Consider the following 18,406-nt stretch of genomic DNA (forward strand, 5'->3'; position numbering starts at 1 on the left):
CCCAGGAGGCCGCCATCGCCGGCTACCTGCGCTGGCGCAACCGCCACAGCCACCCCAAACGCCACTTCGCCGTCAACTCCAAGATCCGCCGACCGGATTACCTACCCAACGTTGCTTGATGCGGCACTAGTACTGGCCCCCAGCACCGGCCCCCAGCACTGGCCCCTAGAACTTCCGCAGGTCGGCGGCCGCTTCCGGATACCGCAGCGCGAGGTCCGCGGCGGCCGCGAACTCCACGCAGTCGTCGGTGTAGGGCGGCACGACGACCGTCCCCAGCAGGCTCCACGCCCCGAGCGTGACCGTGGCCTGCCACGTCCCGGCGGGCACCACGACCTGCGGGCGTTCCCCGGCGGCGACGTCGGTCCCGAGGACCGGCCGCTCGACCGAGCCGTCCGGGTGCAGCAGCAGCATGGCGGCGGGCGCGCCGGCGTGGTGGGCGTAGACCTCGACCCGGTCCAGGCGGTGCGGCGCGGAGCGTTCGGGCGCGACGAGCAGGTAGTAGATCGCGGACCCGTCGGCCGCGCGCCAGCTCTGCGCCCACTGCCCGCCTTCCACGGGCAACGGCTGAAGTCCCAGGTGGGTGACGAAATCCGACGGCTGCGGCATGTCCTCCATCCTGCCGCAGGCAGGCCCAGTAGCCTGCAAGCTCGAACTGGTGTTCGCGGCGGGAAGGAATGCGGGTGCGCGTGCTCGGGGTCGACCCCGGTCTGACCAGGTGCGGCCTGGGGGTGGTCGACGGCGGCAAGGGCCGGGCCGTCCGCTGCGTCGCCGTCGACGTCGTGCGGACGCCGGCGGACGCCGACCTGGCGCACCGCCTGCTCGGCATCTCCGACGAGGTCGAGCGGTGGCTGGACCGGTACAAACCGCAGGCCGTCGCCGTCGAACGGGTCTTCGCCCAGCACAACGTCCGGACCGCGATGGGGACCGCGCAGGCCGGCGGCGTGGTCGCGCTCGCCGCCGCCCGCCGGGGCCTGCCCGTCGTGTTCCACACCCCGAGCGAGGTCAAGGCCGCCGTCAGCGGATCGGGCCGGGCCGACAAGGCCCAGGTCACCGCCATGGTGATGCGCCTGCTCAACCTCGAGGTCGCCCCCCACCCGGCCGACGCCGCGGACGCCCTCGCGCTGGCCATCTGCCACCTCTGGCGGGAGCCGATGCGGGCCCGGCTCGCCGAAGCCGAAGCCCGCGCGGCCGAAATGGCCCGCACGCACAAGGCCCGCCTGGCCGCGGCCGCCAAACAAGCGAAGAACCCGGGAGCAGCACGATGATCTCGTCGGTACGCGGAGAAGTCCTGTCGGTCGGCCTCGACCACGTGGTGGTCGAGGTCGGCGGGGTCGGCTTCGCCGTGCAGGCCACCCCGGCGACGCTGGCGACCCTGCGCCGCGGTGAAGAGGTCCGCCTGCACACGGCGCTGATCGTGCGCGAGGACTCGCTGACGCTGTTCGGCTTCGCCGACGCCGACGCGCGCGAGCTGTTCGGGCTGCTGCAGACGGTGTCCGGCATCGGGCCGCGGCTGGCGCTGGCCACCCTCGCCGTGCTGGACCCCGACAAGCTGCGGGCCGCGCTGGTCGAAGGCAACATCACCGTGCTCACCACGGTCCCCGGCATCGGCCGCAAGGGCGCCGAACGGCTCACGCTCGAGCTGCGCGACAAGGTCACCGCGCTCGGTGGCACGGGCGACGCGCCCGCCGTCACCGCTCCCGGCGCCCTTCGCGCCGAGGTCGTCGAGGCGCTGGCCGGGCTCGGCTTCCCGGCCAAGCAGGCCGAGCAGGCCGTCGACAAGGTGCTCGCCGACGGTGACGGCCACACGACCGCCGGCGTCCTGCGCGCCGCACTGACCACCCTCGGCCGGAAGCGGTAGACCGGCCGTGGAGTATGAAGCCGTGGAAGAGGACGACGCCCTTTCGGCGTGGGCCCAGACCGGCGACCGCGACGTCGAGGGCACCCTGCGGCCCCGCAAGCTCGACGAGTTCGTCGGCCAGCCGCGCGTGCGCGAGCAGCTGGAACTGGTGCTGGAGAGCGCGCGCCGCCGCGGCGTGCCGCCCGACCACGTCCTGCTGTCCGGGCCGCCCGGGCTGGGCAAGACGTCGATGGCGATGATCGTCGCCGCCGAGCTGGGCGCGGCCATCCGCATCACCTCCGGCCCGGCGCTCGAACGGGCCGGCGACCTCGCCGCGATGCTGTCCAACCTGGCACCCGGCGACGTGCTGTTCATCGACGAGATCCACCGGATCGCCCGCCCCGCCGAGGAGATGCTCTACCTGGCGATGGAGGACTTCCGGGTCGACGTCGTCGTCGGCAAGGGCCCGGGCGCCACCAGCATCCCGCTGGAGATCGCGCCGTTCACGCTGGTCGGCGCGACCACCCGGTCCGGCTCGCTGACCGGCCCGCTGCGCGACCGGTTCGGCTTCACCGGGCAGATGGAGTTCTACACCGACACCGAGCTGGAACTGGTCGTCCGCCGGGCCGCGACGATCCTCGACATCCCGATCGACCGCGACGGCTGCGCCGAGATCGCCGGCCGCTCGCGGGGCACGCCCCGGATCGCGAACCGGCTGCTGCGGCGCGTCCGCGACTACGCCGAGGTCCGCGCGGACGGCAAGGTGACCCGCGACATCGCCCGCGCCGCGTTGGCCGTCTACGACGTCGACGAGCTGGGGCTCGACCGCCTCGACCGGGCCGTCCTCACCGCGCTGACCAAGTCGTTCGGGGGCGGACCGGTGGGCATTTCGACGCTCGCGGTGGCCGTGGGGGAGGAGGCGACCACCGTGGAAGAGGTGTGCGAGCCCTACCTCGTCCGCGCCGGTATGCTCGCCCGCACCCCGCGGGGCCGCGTCGCGACCGCGACCGCGTGGGCACACCTCGGCTTGGTGCCGCCCGCGGACCTCCCGGGGCGCCCGGACCAGGGCGGGCCCTCGCTGTTCGAGCAGGACTGAGCGGCCCGAACGGGCGGGTGGGTGTCGGCGTCCGCGCTGGTACCTGGCACACTTGACCGGAGCACATACCCAAGAACCGGACATTTCGGCTGGGCCCGGTGTCCGTCGAACGGAGAATCATGCAAAGTCTATTGCTGCCCCTGCTGCTGGTGCTCGTCCTCGCCGTGCCGCTGGTGATGAGCACGCGCAAGCAGAAGAAGCAGCAGGCGGCGCAGCAGGAACTGCAGAGCAGCCTGGCGCCCGGTGACCGCGTGATGACCACCTCGGGTCTCTACGGCACCGTCGCCGACGCTTCCGGCGACAACACGATCGACATCGAGATCGCGCCCGGTGTCGTCACCACCTGGCTGCGCCTGGCCGTCCGCGAGAAGGTCGAGCCGGTCGTCGAGACCGAGGAAGACTCCGCCGTCGAGGTCGACGAGACCCCCGTCGAGGAGCCGGCCGTCATCGAGTCCTCCGCCGCGGTCAAGACCGAGGAGCCGCCGACCACCGCGCAGGTGGCGCCGCCGCTGGAGCACGGCAAGAAGTAACTTTCGCGGCACTCCTGGGCCGGGCGGGAATCCCGACGAAAGTCGGTACGGCCTCGCACGCCGGGCTCACGCAGCACCGAGTAGTGTCTCGGTGCTGCGTGCGTGTCCGCCGTCATACCCGCGCCCGGGAGTGAATCGCACACAGTCCCTCCCGGTAACCCTCCGGGCGGGCACCGCAACGTTGGGGTCCACCCCGTCCGAGGAGACCGAAGCACCGTGGCAGCTTCAGCCGGGCATCTCCGCCCGGGACGTTATCTCGCCCTGTTCGCCCTGATCGTGGTCGTCCTGTACGCGCTGGTGTTCCTCACCGGCAACCACAAGCCGGCCCCGAAGCTGGGCATCGACCTGCAGGGCGGCACCCGGGTCACGCTCACCGCCCGCACCCCCGACGGCGGCCAGCCGACGCGGGAGTCCCTGAACCAGGCGCGCCAGATCATCGAACGGCGCGTCAACGGGATCGGCGTCAGCGGCACCGAAGTCCTCCTCGACGGCAACAACGTCGTCATCACGGTTCCCGGCGAGCAGGGCGACCAGGCGAAGAACCTGGGCAAGACCGCGAAGCTGGGCTTCCGGAAGGTGGTCTCCAGCGCCACCCAGCCGGTGGCGCCGCCGCAGACCGCGCCGCCCGCCACGAACGCGCCGGCGACGGGCGCCCCGAGCTCGGGCGCGCCGAAGAGCTCGACCTCGCCGTCGGCCGGCGCGCCGTCGGCCACCTCCGCTGCCCCGACCACCAAGTCCGGTGGCGGTGGCGCGCCGGGCGCCGCGCCCGCGCAGCAGCAGAGCACCACGCCGGCCGCGCCGAGCAGCAGCACCCCGCCCCCGCCCGCGGCCACCCCGGCGCCGGCCCCCTCGGACGGGTCGGTCGACGCGCAGACCGCGCAGCAGATCCAGGCCGCCAAGGCGGTCCGCCAGAACCCGCAGCTGATCGGCGCCGACGGCCAGCCGAACCAGGAGCTCGTCGCGAAGGCGATGGCGACGCTGACCTGCGCGCCGAACGCCAAGGACGCCCTCGAAGGCAACGACGACCCGAAGCTGCCGCTGGTCGCCTGCGGTGACCACAACACGTACAAGTACCTGCTGGAGCCGGAGTTCCTGCCGGGCACCGAGATCGCCGACGCGAACTCGACCTACAACACGCAGAACGGCCAGTGGGTGGTGAACCTCAGCTTCAAGAGCGAGGGCACCAAGATCTGGGCCGACTTCACGTCGAAGAACGTCAACCAGCAGGCCGCGTTCGTGCTCGACACGCAGGTCGTGTCCGCGCCGAACATCCAGGTGGCCATCCTCGACGGCAACACCCAGATCACCGGCAAGTTCACCCAGGCCGAGGCGAAGGACCTCTCGGACATCCTCAAGTACGGCTCGCTGCCGCTGTCGTTCTCCTCTTCGGACGCGACCACGGTGTCGGCCACGCTCGGCCTCGCCTCGCTGCAGGCCGGCCTGATCGCCGGCGGCATCGGCCTGCTGGTGGTCTTCGTCTACTGCCTGTTCTACTACCGGCTGCTCGGCGTGCTCACCATCCTGTCGCTGGCCCTGTCCGGCGCGCTGGTGTTCGCGGTGCTGGTGCTGCTCGGCCGCTGGATCGGCTACACGCTGGACCTCGCGGGCATCGCCGGCCTGATCATCGCCATCGGGATCACGGCGGACTCGTTCGTCATCTACTTCGAACGGCTCAAGGACGAGATCCGGGAGGGCCGGACGTTCCGGTCCGCGGTGCCGCGCGGCTGGGTCCGCGCCCGGCGCACCATCCTGGCCTCGGACGCGGTGAGCTTCCTGGCCGCGGCGATCCTGTACGTCATCGCGGTCGGCGACGTCCAGGGCTTCGCGTTCACCCTCGGCATGTCCACGGTGCTCGACCTGGTGGTCGTGTACCTGGTGACGCACCCGCTGGTGGCCATCGTGTCCACGTCCAAGAACGCGTTCCTGTCCAATCCGAGGCACCTCGGCCTCGGCGCCGTGCAGCAAGTGGGTTCGCAGCGTAAGAAGTCGACCGCGGTCGGCCGCGCGAACGTGAAGGAGGCCTGACATGGGGGTCGAAGAACTGGGCACGGACGCGGAGGGCAACGCCAAGGTGGCGGCGAAGCCCGGCAAGCGGGAAAGCGTCTTCCACCGGCTCTACGTGGGCACGGGCGCGTTCGACGTCGTCGGCAAGCGCAGGCGCTGGTACATCTTCTTCGCGGCGCTGGTGCTGGTGTGCCTCGCCTCGATGATCTTCCGCGGCTTCAACCTCGGCATCGAGTTCGAGGGCGGCACGCAGATCCAGATGCCCGCCGACGGCGTCCACGGCGTGATCACCGAGCAGCAGGCGAAGGACTCCTTCGAGAAGGCGCTGGGCCGCCCGGCGGCCGAGGCGCAGAAGGTCGGCACGGGCAACGCGGCGACCATCCAGATCCGCACCGACACGCTGAACGCGGCCGACGTCGCGAAGCTGAAGCAGGGCCTGTTCCAGGACCTGGGCCCGAAGGGCACCAACGGCCAGCCCAGCGTCCAGGCCATCAGCGACAGCGCGGTGAGCGCGTCGTGGGGCGGGGAGATTTCCCAGAAGGCGCTGATCGCTCTCGCGGTGTTCCTCGTCGCGGTGGTCATCTTCCTGGCGATCTACTTCGACCTGCGGATGGCCACGGCCGCGCTGATCTCGCTGCTGCACGACATCCTGGTCACCGCGGGTGTGTACTCGCTGGTCGGCTTCGAGGTCACCCCGGCGACCGTGATCGGCCTGCTGACCATCCTCGGGTTCTCGCTGTACGACACGGTGGTGGTGTTCGACAAGGTCCGCGAGAACACGCGCGGCCTGCTCGGCCTGACCCGCCGCACCTACGGCGAAGCGGCGAACCTCGCGCTGAACCAGACCCTGATGCGGTCGTTCAACACGGCGTTCATCGCGCTGCTGCCGATCCTCGGCCTGCTGATCGTCGGGTACGTGCTGCTCGGCTCGGGCACGCTGCAGGACCTGGCGCTGGTCCAGCTCACCGGTACCCTCGTCGGCGTCCTGTCGTCGGTCGCACTGGCGACGCCGCTGCTGGTCGACTTCAAGATGCGCGACCCGAAGTACAAGCAGCAGGCCGAGCGCGTCCGCCAGCGTCGCGCGGGCCAGGAACGCAGGGCGGCGGCGGGCGAGGACTTCGACGCCTCGGACGACGACGCCCTGGCGAAGGAACTGCGCAAGGAGAAGGCGTACGCGGCCGCCGCCAGCGTCCCCGCCCGGATCCAGAAGCAGCGCCCGGCCGGGAAGCGGAAGCGCTGACGTGCAGCTCGACGACGCCCTCGGCCTGATCGCCGAGGTGCCGGACTTCCCGGAGCCCGGCGTGCTGTTCCGCGACCTGAGCCCGCTCTTCGCGGACGCGGGTGCGTTCAAAGCGGTGACCGACGCGCTGGCGGGCACCCTCGACCCCGGGGTCGAGGCGCTCGCCGGCGTGGAGGCCCGCGGGTTCCTGCTCGCCGCGGCCGTCGGGTACGCCCGCGGCCTCGGCGTGGTGCTGATCCGCAAGCCGGGCAAGCTGCCGGCCGTGGCGGGCCGGGTCGACTACGCCCTGGAGTACGGCACGGCGACGGTGGAGCTCCCGGCCGGCGTGGTCCGGCCGGGCCAGCGGATCGCGATCCTCGACGACGTCCTGGCCACCGGCGGCACGGTCGCGGCCACCGGCAAGCTCCTCGAGGACGCGGGCGCGGTGGTCGACAGCGTGTCCGTGGTCCTCGAACTGGCCGCCCTCGGCGGCCGTCAGGTCCTCGGCGACCGCAGGATCCACGCCCTCCAGACCTGCTGACAGGTCCGCCGCGGCGGCCCGCCCTCCCGCACCCCACCCGGCCCTCCCGCCACCCCGATCCGTCGTCACGATCCGGCTTCGGGGTGGTGGGCCCACTCGCCGGTGGAGCCGCTGGTGGCGGGGGCCACATCCCCCTGAACGGGCGCACCCGACAGGGCTGCGAGGCGCAACGGCTACCCTGGTGGTCCGAAGGCCGCACGAGCAGCAGGAGGTGCGGGTGAGCCAGGAGCTCGACGCCGCGGTGCCCGCGAAGCAGGGCGCCCAGCAGAACGGGCAGGCGGCGGCACAGCCCGCGCCGCCGAAGCCGAACGGTGCGGCGCCGAACCCGTCCGCGACCCGGCGGGTCCGGGCGCGCCTGGCCCGGCGGATCACCGCGCAGCGCGCCGCCCCGGTCAAGCAGGTCCTCGAGCCACTGGCCGTCATCCACCGCGAGCTCCACCCCAACGCCGACCTCGGCCTGCTCCAGCGCGCCTACGACGTCGCCGAGGAGCTGCACCGCAACCAGCGGCGCAAGTCCGGCGACCCGTACATCACCCACCCCCTCGCCGTCGCCACCATCCTCGCCGAGCTGGGCATGGACACGACCACGCTGGTCGCGGCCCTGCTGCACGACACGGTCGAGGACACCGGCTACGCCGTCGAGAGCCTGAAGGCCGACTTCGGCGACAAGGTCGCCGAGCTCGTCGACGGCGTCACGAAGCTGGACAAGGTGCAGCTCGGCTCGTCCGCCGAGGCCGAGACCATCCGCAAGATGGTCATCGCGATGGCCAAGGACCCCCGGGTGCTGGTCATCAAGCTCGCCGACCGGCTGCACAACATGCGCACCATGCGCTTCCTGCCGCCGGAGAAGCAGGCCCGCAAGGCCCGCGAGACCCTCGAAGTCCTCGCCCCGCTGGCCCACCGGCTCGGCATGGCCACGGTCAAGTGGGAGCTCGAGGACCTCGCGTTCGCCATCCTGCAGCCCAAGAAGTACGACGAGATAGTGCGCCTGGTCGCCGACCGCGCGCCCTCGCGCGACATCTACCTGCGCTCGGTCATCACCGACCTGACCAGCAACCTCGTCTCCTCGCGGATCACCGCGAAGGTCGAGGGCCGGCCGAAGCACTACTACTCGATCCACCAGAAGATGATCGTCCGCGGCCGCGACCTGGACGACATCCACGACCTGGTCGGCGTGCGGATCCTGGTCGAGGACGTCCGCGACTGCTACGCGGCGATGGGTGTCGTGCACGCGCTGTGGCAGCCGGTGCCCGGCCGGTTCAAGGACTACATCGCCCAGCCCCGGTTCGGCGTCTACCAGTCGCTGCACACGACGGTGATCGGCCCGGACGGCAAGCCCCTCGAGGTGCAGATCCGCACCTACGAGATGCACCGCACCGCCGAGTACGGCATCGCCGCGCACTGGCGCTACAAGGAAACCAAGGGCACGCACACCGGCAACGCCGTGGACGTCGACGAAATGGCGTGGATGCGCCAGCTCCTCGACTGGCAGCGGGAAGCGGCGGACCCGGGCGACTTCCTCGAGTCGCTGCGCTACGAGCTGGCCGCGCGCGAGATCTTCGTGTTCACGCCCAAGGGTGACGTCATCACGCTGCCGGTCGACTCGACGCCGGTGGACTTCGCCTACGCCGTGCACACCGAGGTCGGGCACCGCTGCATCGGCGCCCGCGTCAACGGCCGCCTGGTCGCGCTCGAGCGCAAGCTGGAGAACGGCGAAGTCGTCGAGATCTTCACGTCGAAGGCGGAGAACGCCGGCCCGTCGCGCGACTGGCTGCAGTTCGCCGGCTCGCCGAAGGCCCGCGCCAAGATCCGGCAGTGGTTCGCCAAGGAACGCCGCGACGAGGCGATCGAAGGCGGCAAGGAAGCCATCACCAAGGAGATCCGCAAGGTCGGCCTGCCGATCCAGCGGCTGGTCTCCGCCGAATCCATGGGCGCGGTGGCCACCGAGCTGCGCCACGCCGACATCTCGTCGCTGTACGCGGCGGTCGGCGAGGGCCACACGAGCGCGAAGCACGTCGTCCAGCGGCTGGTCGCGCTGATCGGCGGGGTCGACGCGGCGGAGGAGGAGCTCGCCGAGCGCGCGACGCCGTCCACGGTGACCCGCCGGCGCGGCTCCAACGACGTCGGCGTGGTGGTCAAGGGCGCCAGCGACGTCTGGGCGAAGCTCGCCCGCTGCTGCACCCCGGTGCCGGGGGACGAAATCCTCGGCTTCGTCACGCGTGGCGGTGGCGTTTCGGTGCACCGCACCGACTGCACGAACGCCGGTGACCTGCAGTCCCAGCCCGAGCGGCTGGTCGAGGTCGAGTGGGCGCCCTCGGCGTCGTCGGTGTTCCTGGTGGCCATCCAGGTCGAGGCGCTGGACCGGCACCGGCTCCTGTCGGACGTGACCAAGGTGCTGGCCGACGAGAAGGTCAACATCCTCTCGGCGTCGGTGACCACGTCCCGGGACCGGGTCGCGGTCAGCCGCTTCTCGTTCGAGATGGGCGACCCGAAGCACCTCGGCCACGTCCTCAAGGTGGTCCGCGGCGTGGAAGGCGTCTACGACGTCTACCGCGTGACCTCGGCTTCCTGAGGCTGCCACGACCCGTCGAGGGCGACGCCCGCGGCCGCGGCGATCCGGTCGCGGGACGCGAGCAGCCGGGCGCGCAGGGCCGGCAGGTCGAGGCCGAGCAGCCGGCCGTGGCGCTTGACCGCCGTTCCGGCGACGAAGACGCTGTCGACCAGGCCGGGGTGACCGGCGCTGACGACGGTGCCGACGGCGTCGCCCACCGGGAAGACCGCCGGGTCCTCGGCGTCGAGCAGGACCAGGTCGGCGTCCTTGCCGACGGTGATGCTGCCGGTCCGGGCGCCGAGGCCGCAGGCCCGGGCCCCGTCCACGGTGGCGAAGGCGAGGACGTCCCGGGTGGTGAGGGCGCCGCGTTCGGCGGCCAGGACCGTGCGCATGGCCCCGAACATGTCCCCGCCGGCGGACGGGCAGTCGTCGACCGACAGCGAGGGCCGGATCCCGGCGGCCAGCGCCCGGCTGGTGACGAGGGGTGCGAAGCCCATCTTCAGCTCGACGTCGGGGCTGACCGACACCGAACCGCCCGCGTCGGCGAGCATCGCCAGCTGGTCGTCGGAGAGGCCGTTGCCGTGCACGACGGTGGTGCGTTCGTCGAGCAGGCCGCGTTCGTGCATCGCCGCGATCGGCCGGTCGCCGTGCGGCCAGCCGCCGGTGCCGTGGACGTGCATGCTGGTGCGCAACCCGAGTTCCCGCGCCAGCGCGACATCCGCGGCGGTTTCGTCCAGTGTGGACATCACCGGGCCGCGCAGGCCCAGCGCCAGCTCGTCGCCGGGCAGCAGGGCCCGCACCCGCCGGATCTCCGGCGCGATGTCCGGGCCCGCGGCGCCGTAGCAGAAGATCGAGCGGCCGGGCGCGTCGCGCAGGGCCTGGATCGCGGCATCGGCGTTCTCCGGGCGGTCGGCGCGGTGGAACCAGTCGAGCATGGTCGTGACGCCGGAGTTCAGTGCCTCGATCCGGCCCAGCAGGTTGCCGAGGTAGACGTCCTCCGGGCGGTAGTGCGGGCCGAGCGTGCCGTGCACGGCGGCGCGGTACTGGCCGAACGTCCAGTCCGCGCCGAGGCCGCGCAACGCCGTCTGCCAGGTGTGCCGGTGGGTGTCCACGAAGCCGGGCAGGACGATCCTGCCCGCGGCGTCGACGACCTCGGCCCCGGCCACGTCGAGGTCCGGGCCGATCGCGGCGATCCGGCCGTGCTCGATCAGGACGTCGGCGCGGGGGAGCGTGCCGACGGCGGGATCCATGCTGACCACGATGCCGCCGCGCAGGAGTGTGTTCACGGTGTCCTCCCGAGAGTTGATGCGTCAACTCTAGCTTAGACTAGCGTCATGGCGGAGATGAGCCCCGAGGACTGGGCGTTCTGGGACACCTGGATGCGCGCGCAGCGCCTGCTCTTCCGCGAGCTCGACCGGGCCCTGCAACGCGACTGCGGCATCTCGAAGGCCGAGTTCAGCGTGCTGGTGGCGCTGCGGCAGCCGATGCGCGTCGGCGAGCTCGCCGACGCCCTCGGCTGGGAGAAGAGCCGGGTCGCCCACCAGCTGACGCGCATGGAGAAGCGCGGCCTGGTGGCCCGCACCGAGGACGGGGCGAGCGGCCGGCGCACCGGCGTGGAGCTGACCGCCGAAGGCCGCCGGCTCGCCGCGAGCGCGACCCGGGCGCACGGTGCCAATGTCCGCCGGCTCGTCCTCGACCGGCTGACCCCGGAGCAGGCCGCGGCCATCCGGTCGTGGAGCGAGGAGCTGGCCGAGCGGGTCGAACCGGCCTAGAAGAGGGCGGCGACCAGCGCGCCCAGCGACGGCAGGGCCTGAGCCAGTGCGCCGCTGCGGCCCGCGCCGCGCGGGCGGCTGAGCGCGAGCACGTCCGACACGCCGAGGGCCACCCCGGCCAGCAGCATGAACCCGCAGCAGTAGAGCACCAGCGCGCGGCCGGCCTCGACGTGCCCGGTGTGCAGCAGGACCAGCCCGAGCACCGGGCCGGCGGCGAGGAACAGGTTGTAGAAACCGACGTTGAACGACCACAGCCGGGTGGCCGGGAGGTTCGCCGACGGGATCCGGAAGATGCCCTCGTGCACGCCCCGCCGTTCGAAGAGCAGCACTTCCCAGGCGAACGCCAGCAGGTGCACCAGCACCGCCAGCCCGGCGAAGAACTGCGCGACGGCGTTCACGGCACGAGCTCGATCCCGTGGCGCCCGGCGAGCTCCGGGATCCGCTCCGGCGGTGCCTCGTCGACGGCGCGGAAGAACCGGCCCATCCCGTCGGTCAGGCACAGCGCGAGGAACTGCGCCGACGGCGTGTGCACGGTGAACGTGTTGACCGCGCCCGCCGGGATGCTGATCGACGCCCCCGGGCCGAGGTCGTGGAGTTCGCCGTCGACGTAGACGGTGAGGCGGCCGTGCAGCACGTAGAAGGTCTTCGCCCACGGTTCGGTGTGCGGCGGGACGGACGGCCCGCGGGGCGCGTCGACTTCGAAGACCTCGTAGGCGCCGCCGGTGTGTTCCGCGCCGACCTTGACGGTGATCCGCGCGTCGTGCGTGTCGAGTTCCGGGCCTTCGCCCGGAGCGGTGAAGTGAGTCATGCCGACGACGCTAGGAACGCGGCCGGCAGCGGGCCATCCCGGAAATGTGGGATACCCGCTCCGGGCTCGGGCGGCGCATACTGCGTCCATGTGGGACGGCCGGGCGCAGGCGGTGCGGCGGGACGTCGCCGCGCTCGCCACGGCGGGCCTCGGCGTCGCCGAGCTGCACGCCGCCGCCATCGAGCTGGTCGACCGCGTGGTGCCGGCGGAGCTGACCTGCTGGGCGTCGCTCGATCCGGACACCGCGGTGATCAGCTCGATGACCAGCGGCCGGGCCCGCATCCCGGGCGAGTACGAGCCGCTGCTGGCGGCCTACGAGTACGACGGCGCCCAGCCCTGCACCTTCGCCGAGCTGGCGCGGCGGCCGGTGCCGGCGGCGCGCCTGACCGACCTGCCCCACCGGGTCGCCGAGCGCAGCGGCCGGCTCAACGAGGTCTGGCGGCCGCTGGGCCTGGGCCACGAACTGCGCGTGGTGTTCCGGGTCGACGGCACGTCGTGGGGCGCGGCCGGCCTGGTGCGGCGCGGCGAGTTCAGCGACCGCGAGGTCGAGTTCCTGACGTCGGTCGCCCCGGCGCTGGCGACGGCGACCCGGGTGGCGGCACGCACCCGCGGGACGGGGCAGCGGGCGGAACCGGCGATCGTCGTGGTCGGCCCGGACGGCAGGCAGCGCGCGGCCACCGCGGCGGCCGAAGCCTGGCGCGCCGAACTCGACGAAATCGCCCCGGGCCGGTTCGCCGTGCTGCTGCGCGCGGTTGTGACCGGCGCCCGCGCGGCCGCGACGGGGACGTTCCGCGCCCGCGTCCGCGACGCCCACGGCGGGTGGATCGTGCTGCACGCGAGCCGGCTGGTGGCGGGGGAGGGCGACGGCGAAACGGTCGTGACCGTCGACCGCGCCTCGGGTGCCGAACTGCTGGGCGTGCTGCTCGCCGCCTACGGCCTGACCGCCCGGGAGCGCGACGTCTGCCGCGAGGTGCTGGCCGGACTGTCCACAACGGACATCGCGGCCCGGCTGGCGATCTCCGCGCACACGGTGCAGGACCACCTCAAGTCGGTGTTCGGCAAGGTGGGTGTCCGCAGCCGTGGGGAACTGACCGCGCGGCTGCTTTCCTGACCCTTTCCCGGTGTTCAGGCCTGTCAGGGGGAAACCCGGGCTACAGGAACTCCCGCAGCAGGGCGTTGACCTCCTCCGGCCGTTCCATCGACGGCAGGTGCCCGGTGTCGGCCAGCTCCACGAGTTCGGCCCGCGGCAACGACTCCGCCAGGTGCTCCGAGAGCTCCACCAGCCCCCGTGCGTCCGACGCCCCGATCACCACCAGGGCCGGTGTGGTGATCTCGGCGAGCCGGTGCCGGGTGTCCGGGACGCGCTCCGTCCACTGTGGAGCCGTCCAGTCGTGCCGGTACACCTGCTCGCACATTTCCCGGACCAGCGCGACCATTTCGGCCGGCAGCACGGAAACGTCGCGTCCGCGGCCGGCGACCAGGTACCGGATGTTTGCCTCCGCCATGGCCCGCACGTCCGCCGGATCGACGTCGCCTTCGCGGGCCTGGTAGCGGGCGAGGCGGTCCGCCGGCAGGATCTCCGCCGTCAGCTTCGCGATGTCCGCCTGCATGTGGTCCGGCCAGGCGTGTCCGGTGAGACCCGAACCGAGCAGGACCAGCCGGGTGATCCGCTCCGGCGCGGCGAGGGCGGCGTCCAGCGCGCACGCCCCGCCCATCGACGCCCCGACGAGGGCGGCCTGCTCGATCCCCCGGGCGTCGAGCAGGGCCAGCAGGTCCTCGTAGTGCGCGTGTTCGCCGGTTTCGCCGCGGGTCTCCCCGAAACCGCGGCGGTCGTAGCGGATCACCCGGTGGCCGGCGGCGAGCTCGGTGAACTGCGCGTCCCACATCCGGCGGTCGCCGAGCGCGGCGTGCAGCAGCACGACCGCGGGCCCCTCTCCCGCTTCGTCGTAGCCGAACGCCGTCCCGTCCACTTCGATCGCCGCCATGGTCCCAAGCTAGCCACCCGACCGCGTCACACACCGCGGGTTTCGCTGAGGGCGAGCGTTAAAGTGCCGTTCATGACCGACGGATTCGACCTGACCCGCGACGGCGAAGTCGCGCGCCTGACGCTGACCCGGCCGGAGAAGATGAACGCCATCACCTACGGCATGTGGGCGGCGATCCCGGACGTCGTCGCCGAAGTGGAGGCCGATCCGGCGCTGAAGGTCCTGGTCGTCGCCGGTGCGGGCCGGCACTTCTCCGCGGGCGCCGACATCAGCGAGTTCGGGGAACTGCGCACCACCGCGGAAGGCGCGGCGAGCTACGACAAGGCCGTCGAAGGCGCGGTCGCCGCCCTCACCGCGCTGCGGAAGCCGTCGGTCGCGATGATCCGGGGCAACTGCATCGGCGGCGGCTGCCAGGTTTCGGTCGCCTGCGACTTCCGGTTCGCCGCCGAGGGCGCGCGGTTCGGCATCACCCCGGCGAAGCTCGGCATCGTCTACCACTTCGACTCGACGCGCCAGCTCGTCTCGCTCGTCGGTCCGGCGCACGCCAAGTACTTCCTGCTCTCCGGCGAGCTGATCAGCGCCGCCCGCGCCCGGGAAATCGGCCTGCTCAACGACGTCTTCCCGGCCGATGACCTCGAGGCTTCGACGCTGGCGTTCGCGCGGACGCTGTGCTCGCGCTCCCAGGCGTCGATCCGCGGGATGAACCGGATCATCGAAAAGATCGTCGCCGGGCAGGAAGCCCCGGACGCCGAGGTCGAGCAGATCCGCTCGGAAGCCTTGCACGGCGAGGACTACGCCGAAGGCGTCGCCGCGTTCCTCGAGCGGCGCCCGCCGCGGTTCACCTTCCGCTGACCTCAGCCGTCCAGGTAGGCGTGGAAGTGCTCGGCGACGACGTCGGTGACGCCGGCCGGGTCGAGCTTGCCGTCGATCTCGATGACGCGGATGCCGAGCTCCCGCGCCGCCCGCACGGCGTGGGCGGCGAGCATCCGGTCGCGCGTCAACCGGGTGCGCTGCACCGGGATCGCGGGTGCGTCCGGCCGGTGCCGGAGCTGGTGCTGGCGGAACAGCTCGGTCGGCACGAGCACCACCATGCGATCGGGGGAGTCCACCAGCGGCGCGACCAGTTCCGGCCGCAGCCCGCGGCCTTCGGCGACGATCGGCCGGGGTGAGGTCAGCGCGCGGAGGTCGTCGACGGCGCAGCGGAAGCGGGTGTCGAATTCGGCCATCAGCGCGGTCAGCTGGTCCTCCGCCGGGAGGTCGTCCGGCAGCGGGTTGCCGGGCCGCGCCCGGTCGTCGTGGTGGTAGGTCGTCAGGCCGTGCCGCTCGGCCAGCAGCCGCGCGACGGTGGACTTCCCGGTCCACGCCGCGCCGCCGATCCACAGCGCCTTCCGGAGGGTGCCGAACGGATCCCAGGTCATGAGACGACTATCGCGGGCCCGGCGGTCCGCTGGCCAGTGTTCCGGCGCCGGTTGATCCGTTCAGCGCACTGTGACCCGGCGCGCACGCCGCGGGGTCAGGACTGCTCGCCTTCGCCGTCGACGACGAGCACGGTGGAGCTGTCCGCGAACTCGGGCCGGCCGCCGATCCGGAAGTGGAAGCGCGAGCCCGGCCCGACCGCGGCGATCACCTGGGTCTCGGCCGTGTCGAGCACGATGATCGCCAGCTCGGTGGTGATCGGCTCCGGCCGGAACACGACGTCCGGCCGCGGTTCGGGGACCACGATCGGCAGCGGCAGGGTGCCGCTGACCGAGCCGGAGCCGAAGTCCTCGTCCTCGCGCGCGGGCGGTTCGAACGGCGCCGGCGGGAGCAGCTGCGGGCGCCGGCGCCACCAGAGCCCGGCGAGCAGGCCGGTCAGCAGGCCACCGGTGCCGCTGACGGCCGACGCCAGCCCGGCACCGAGCCCGGACGGCTCGGCGGCCGGAGCGGGCCGGGCGGCCGGGGTGACGGGCGGGGTCGCCGGCAGCGGGCCGAACTGCACGCCCGGCTGCGGCGCGGCGTCCTCGGGCAGCTGGAGCACCTGACCGGGCTCGATCGACGTCGGATCGGTGAACGGCGTGCCGTCCGGCCGCGGCCGGCCCCGGTTGAGGTCGAAGATCTCCGGGAAGCGCCGCCCGTCGCCGAGCGCGCGTTCGGCGATCTTGAACAGCGTGATGTCGTCGGGGTTGTCGGCGTGCGGCACGATGAAGTACTTCACCGGCGGCGGCGGGGGATCGGCCTGCGCGAGCGCGGGAGCCCCGGCGAGCACGGCGAAGAGGACACCGGCGCAGCCGGCCTGGCCGGCCCGCCCGAGGACGCGGCGGACCGCGCGAACCCGGTTTTCGACCATCGTCGGCACCTCTCCCCGGCGACCCCGTTGGGTCTGGCGGTGTTGCCCTCTACACGGGGCGGGTGCGGCCGGGGTTCAGATCTTGTCCCGGGAGAACGCGCGAAACCGCCCGTTCCGGACGTCCGGAACGGGCGGTTTCGCGGGGCTGGGGCTACGAGACGGTGACGCCCGTGAACTTCACCTGCTTGGTCGGCGCACCGGTGCCGTCCTGCGGGTTCGGGTTCGCGATACCCGCCTTCGCCACCGCGTCGAGCACCTTCAGGCCCTCGTCGCTGATGCTGCCGAACACCGAGTAGTCCGCCGGGAGGCCGTCGGCGTTGCCGTAGACCATGAAGAACTGGCTGCCGCCGGAGTTCGGGGCCTGCGTCTTCGCCATGGCGAGGATGCCGCGGCCGTACTTGATCTCCGGGAACGCCTCGTCCGGCATCGTGTAGCCCGGGCCGCCCTGACCGTCCTGGGTCGGGTCGCCGGTGGCCGACGGGTCACCGCACTGCAGCATCTGCAGGCCCTCGGTGCCGAGCCGGTGGCACATGGTGCCGTTGTAGAAGTTCTGCTTGGCCAGGCTGACGAAGCTCTGCACCGCGCAGGGGGCGAGCGCCCGGTCGAGCGTCAGCGGGATGTCGCCCGCGGTGCTCTTGAGCGTCACGTTCACCGTGCCGGTCGACGGGACGTTCTTGCCGTCGGGCAGGTTCACCTTCTTCGGTGCCTTGCCCGTCGCGTCGGCCTTGAAGTCGCACGTCGTCGGATTCGGCAGCGGCGTCGCCCGCTTCGGCAGCGCAGTGCGCTGCGTCGGGATCTGGACCTCGGTCGACGGCGGGGCGGCCGAGGACGACGCGGCGGTGTCGGTGCTGTCGCCGCTGTTCGCGCTCACGATCCACACCACGACACCGGCGACGACGAGGACGGCCACGCCGACCACTCCAGCCCCGATCATCCGGCGTCGCTTCTGCTGCTCCAATCGGCGCTCGAGCTGCCGCTCGAGCTTGCGCTTCGCAGCTTCGCGGCGCTGCTGGTTGGTCGCCACCCCGTACCCTCCAGGTTTCCGCTCGTCACACTTCTGAGGTAGGGGGAGTGTATGGGCACAGCCTGTGAGGACCATGTACAGGGCCCGCTAGTCTCAACCCGATCGTGATCGGCGCCATCCGGCGCGGATGTCCGGGGAGGCGTTCGGTGCTCGTCGTCGGGTTCGGCAGCGGCCCGCTGCAGGCCAACTGCTACCTGCTGGCGGCGGCCGCCGGCGGGCCGTGCGTGGTCGTCGATCCGGGGCAGGAGGTGGCCGGGCCGCTGACCGCCGCGCTGGGCGAACACGAGCTGGTCCCGGCGGCGCTGCTGGCCACCCACGGCCACCCCGACCACGTCGCTTCGGCGGCCGAGCTGTCGGCCGAACACGGCGTCCCGCTGCACCTGCACCCCGCCGACGCGCCGCTGTACGACGGCGCCAGCGTGCCGCTCGAGCCGGGCGTGTTCGCGGGCCTGGACGTCGACGTGCGGCACGTGCCCGGCCACACCCCGGGATCGGTGGTGCTGGGCCTGGCGACGCCCGAGGGCGGCCGGCTCGCGCTGACCGGCGACACGCTCTTCGCCGGGTCGATCGGCCGCGGCGACGTGGCGCAGGCGCTGCGGGACCTGCTGGCGGCGTTCCCGGACGACACGGTGGTGCTGCCGGGCCACGGCCCGGCGACGACGATCGGCCGGGAACGCGCGGGCAACCCGTTCCTGGCCGGGACGGGGGCGTGA

The 18,406-nt window shown here is 72.6% G+C and carries 20 protein-coding genes; 12 read left to right on the plus strand and 8 right to left on the minus strand.

Annotated elements, in window-relative coordinates; translation table 11 throughout:
• Nucleotides 1-165 precede the first annotated feature (165 nt).
• The gene (locus tag ACLJOU_RS26195) at nt 166-606 is read right to left on the minus strand and encodes a cupin domain-containing protein (protein WP_410570764.1); all 441 of its coding nucleotides are present in this window, start codon (nt 604-606) and stop codon (nt 166-168) included.
• Between the two features lie 74 nt (nt 607-680).
• On the opposite strand from ACLJOU_RS26195, the gene ruvC reads away from it, so the two are divergent.
• The 8 genes from ruvC (at nt 681) to ACLJOU_RS26235 (ending at nt 9,799) form a co-directional block, all read left to right on the plus strand.
• Nucleotides 681-1,265: a crossover junction endodeoxyribonuclease RuvC gene (gene ruvC, locus ACLJOU_RS26200; protein ID WP_410570765.1), complete on the plus strand. Its 585-nt coding sequence runs from the start codon at nt 681-683 to the stop codon at nt 1,263-1,265.
• Nucleotides 1,262-1,858: a Holliday junction branch migration protein RuvA gene (gene ruvA / locus ACLJOU_RS26205; protein WP_410570767.1), complete on the plus strand. Its 597-nt coding sequence runs from the start codon at nt 1,262-1,264 to the stop codon at nt 1,856-1,858. The genes ruvC and ruvA overlap by 4 nt, the downstream gene beginning before the upstream one ends.
• 7 nt (nt 1,859-1,865) lie before the next feature.
• Nucleotides 1,866-2,933 carry a Holliday junction branch migration DNA helicase RuvB gene (gene ruvB / locus ACLJOU_RS26210; protein ID WP_410570769.1) on the plus strand — a complete coding sequence of 356 codons (1,068 nt, stop codon included), beginning with the start codon at nt 1,866-1,868 and terminating at the stop codon, nt 2,931-2,933.
• 119 nt (nt 2,934-3,052) lie between these two features.
• A complete protein-coding gene (gene yajC / locus ACLJOU_RS26215; protein WP_410570770.1) occupies nt 3,053-3,463 on the plus strand; it encodes a preprotein translocase subunit YajC in 411 nt (136 codons plus the stop codon).
• A 216-nt stretch (nt 3,464-3,679) separates the two neighbouring features.
• Complete coding sequence (gene secD, locus ACLJOU_RS26220; RefSeq protein WP_410570771.1) at nt 3,680-5,488, plus strand: protein translocase subunit SecD; 1,809 nt, start codon at nt 3,680-3,682, stop codon at nt 5,486-5,488.
• 1 nt (nt 5,489) lies between these two features.
• On the plus strand, nt 5,490-6,707 hold the full coding sequence (gene secF, locus ACLJOU_RS26225) for a protein translocase subunit SecF (RefSeq protein WP_410570773.1): 1,218 nt from the start codon (nt 5,490-5,492) through the stop codon (nt 6,705-6,707).
• A 1-nt stretch (nt 6,708) separates the two neighbouring features.
• Nucleotides 6,709-7,227: an adenine phosphoribosyltransferase gene (locus tag ACLJOU_RS26230; protein WP_410570775.1), complete on the plus strand. Its 519-nt coding sequence runs from the start codon at nt 6,709-6,711 to the stop codon at nt 7,225-7,227.
• A 217-nt stretch (nt 7,228-7,444) separates the two neighbouring features.
• Nucleotides 7,445-9,799: a RelA/SpoT family protein gene (locus ACLJOU_RS26235; protein WP_410570777.1), complete on the plus strand. Its 2,355-nt coding sequence runs from the start codon at nt 7,445-7,447 to the stop codon at nt 9,797-9,799.
• On the opposite strand, the gene ACLJOU_RS26240 is transcribed toward ACLJOU_RS26235, so the two are convergent.
• Nucleotides 9,775-11,064 carry an amidohydrolase family protein gene (locus tag ACLJOU_RS26240; RefSeq protein ID WP_410570778.1) on the minus strand — a complete coding sequence of 430 codons (1,290 nt, stop codon included), beginning with the start codon at nt 11,062-11,064 and terminating at the stop codon, nt 9,775-9,777. The genes ACLJOU_RS26235 and ACLJOU_RS26240 overlap by 25 nt on opposite strands.
• Before the next feature lie 48 nt (nt 11,065-11,112).
• Between ACLJOU_RS26240 and ACLJOU_RS26245 the strand changes: the two genes are divergently transcribed.
• On the plus strand, nt 11,113-11,550 hold the full coding sequence (locus ACLJOU_RS26245) for a MarR family winged helix-turn-helix transcriptional regulator (RefSeq protein ID WP_410570780.1): 438 nt from the start codon (nt 11,113-11,115) through the stop codon (nt 11,548-11,550).
• On the opposite strand, the gene ACLJOU_RS26250 is transcribed toward ACLJOU_RS26245, so the two are convergent.
• Nucleotides 11,547-11,948 (minus strand): DUF1304 domain-containing protein, encoded by a 402-nt coding sequence (locus ACLJOU_RS26250; protein ID WP_410570781.1) that lies wholly within the window; start codon nt 11,946-11,948, stop codon nt 11,547-11,549. The two genes, ACLJOU_RS26245 and ACLJOU_RS26250, sit on opposite strands and share 4 nt — an antisense overlap.
• Nucleotides 11,945-12,358 (minus strand): cupin domain-containing protein, encoded by a 414-nt coding sequence (locus ACLJOU_RS26255; RefSeq protein ID WP_410570783.1) that lies wholly within the window; start codon nt 12,356-12,358, stop codon nt 11,945-11,947. The genes ACLJOU_RS26250 and ACLJOU_RS26255 overlap by 4 nt, the downstream gene beginning before the upstream one ends.
• An 88-nt stretch (nt 12,359-12,446) precedes the next feature.
• On the opposite strand from ACLJOU_RS26255, the gene ACLJOU_RS26260 reads away from it, so the two are divergent.
• A complete protein-coding gene (locus tag ACLJOU_RS26260) occupies nt 12,447-13,469 on the plus strand; it encodes a helix-turn-helix transcriptional regulator (RefSeq protein ID WP_410570784.1) in 1,023 nt (340 codons plus the stop codon).
• Between the two features lie 40 nt (nt 13,470-13,509).
• On the opposite strand, the gene ACLJOU_RS26265 is transcribed toward ACLJOU_RS26260, so the two are convergent.
• Nucleotides 13,510-14,343 (minus strand): alpha/beta fold hydrolase, encoded by an 834-nt coding sequence (locus tag ACLJOU_RS26265; protein ID WP_410570786.1) that lies wholly within the window; start codon nt 14,341-14,343, stop codon nt 13,510-13,512.
• A 72-nt stretch (nt 14,344-14,415) separates the two neighbouring features.
• Here ACLJOU_RS26265 and ACLJOU_RS26270 point away from each other — a divergent pair, with 72 nt between their 5' ends.
• On the plus strand, nt 14,416-15,195 hold the full coding sequence (locus ACLJOU_RS26270) for an enoyl-CoA hydratase/isomerase family protein (protein ID WP_410570787.1): 780 nt from the start codon (nt 14,416-14,418) through the stop codon (nt 15,193-15,195).
• A gap of 2 nt (nt 15,196-15,197) precedes the next feature.
• On the opposite strand, the gene ACLJOU_RS26275 is transcribed toward ACLJOU_RS26270, so the two are convergent.
• The 3 genes from ACLJOU_RS26275 to ACLJOU_RS26285 form a co-directional block, all read right to left on the minus strand.
• Nucleotides 15,198-15,761 (minus strand): hypothetical protein, encoded by a 564-nt coding sequence (locus ACLJOU_RS26275; protein WP_410570789.1) that lies wholly within the window; start codon nt 15,759-15,761, stop codon nt 15,198-15,200.
• A gap of 95 nt (nt 15,762-15,856) precedes the next feature.
• Nucleotides 15,857-16,669, minus strand: a complete 813-nt coding sequence (locus ACLJOU_RS26280; protein WP_410570791.1) for a LysM peptidoglycan-binding domain-containing protein — start codon at nt 16,667-16,669, stop codon at nt 15,857-15,859.
• Nucleotides 16,670-16,820: 151 nt separating this feature from the next.
• Nucleotides 16,821-17,693 carry a peptidylprolyl isomerase gene (locus ACLJOU_RS26285; protein ID WP_410570792.1) on the minus strand — a complete coding sequence of 291 codons (873 nt, stop codon included), beginning with the start codon at nt 17,691-17,693 and terminating at the stop codon, nt 16,821-16,823.
• A gap of 146 nt (nt 17,694-17,839) precedes the next feature.
• Between ACLJOU_RS26285 and ACLJOU_RS26290 the strand changes: the two genes are divergently transcribed.
• On the plus strand, nt 17,840-18,406 hold the full coding sequence (locus ACLJOU_RS26290; RefSeq protein WP_410570793.1) for an MBL fold metallo-hydrolase: 567 nt from the start codon (nt 17,840-17,842) through the stop codon (nt 18,404-18,406).

The sequence above is a fragment of the Amycolatopsis sp. cmx-4-61 genome (assembly GCF_046548775.1).
GTDB lineage: Bacteria > Actinomycetota > Actinomycetes > Mycobacteriales > Pseudonocardiaceae > Amycolatopsis.

Coding starts and splice junctions, on each gene's coding strand:
- ACLJOU_RS26280 (WP_410570791.1), bottom strand. CDS start 16,669: ATGGTCGAAAACCGGGTTCGCGCGGTCCGCCGCGTCCTCGGGCGGGCC.
- ACLJOU_RS26270 (WP_410570787.1), top strand. CDS start 14,416: ATGACCGACGGATTCGACCTGACCCGCGACGGCGAAGTCGCGCGCCTG.
- ACLJOU_RS26260 (WP_410570784.1), top strand. CDS start 12,447: ATGTGGGACGGCCGGGCGCAGGCGGTGCGGCGGGACGTCGCCGCGCTC.
- secF (WP_410570773.1), top strand. CDS start 5,490: ATGGGGGTCGAAGAACTGGGCACGGACGCGGAGGGCAACGCCAAGGTG.
- ruvA (WP_410570767.1), top strand. CDS start 1,262: ATGATCTCGTCGGTACGCGGAGAAGTCCTGTCGGTCGGCCTCGACCAC.
- ACLJOU_RS26245 (WP_410570780.1), top strand. CDS start 11,113: ATGGCGGAGATGAGCCCCGAGGACTGGGCGTTCTGGGACACCTGGATG.
- ACLJOU_RS26255 (WP_410570783.1), bottom strand. CDS start 12,358: ATGACTCACTTCACCGCTCCGGGCGAAGGCCCGGAACTCGACACGCAC.
- yajC (WP_410570770.1), top strand. CDS start 3,053: ATGCAAAGTCTATTGCTGCCCCTGCTGCTGGTGCTCGTCCTCGCCGTG.
- ACLJOU_RS26275 (WP_410570789.1), bottom strand. CDS start 15,761: ATGACCTGGGATCCGTTCGGCACCCTCCGGAAGGCGCTGTGGATCGGC.
- ACLJOU_RS26265 (WP_410570786.1), bottom strand. CDS start 14,343: ATGGCGGCGATCGAAGTGGACGGGACGGCGTTCGGCTACGACGAAGCG.
- ACLJOU_RS26195 (WP_410570764.1), bottom strand. CDS start 606: ATGCCGCAGCCGTCGGATTTCGTCACCCACCTGGGACTTCAGCCGTTG.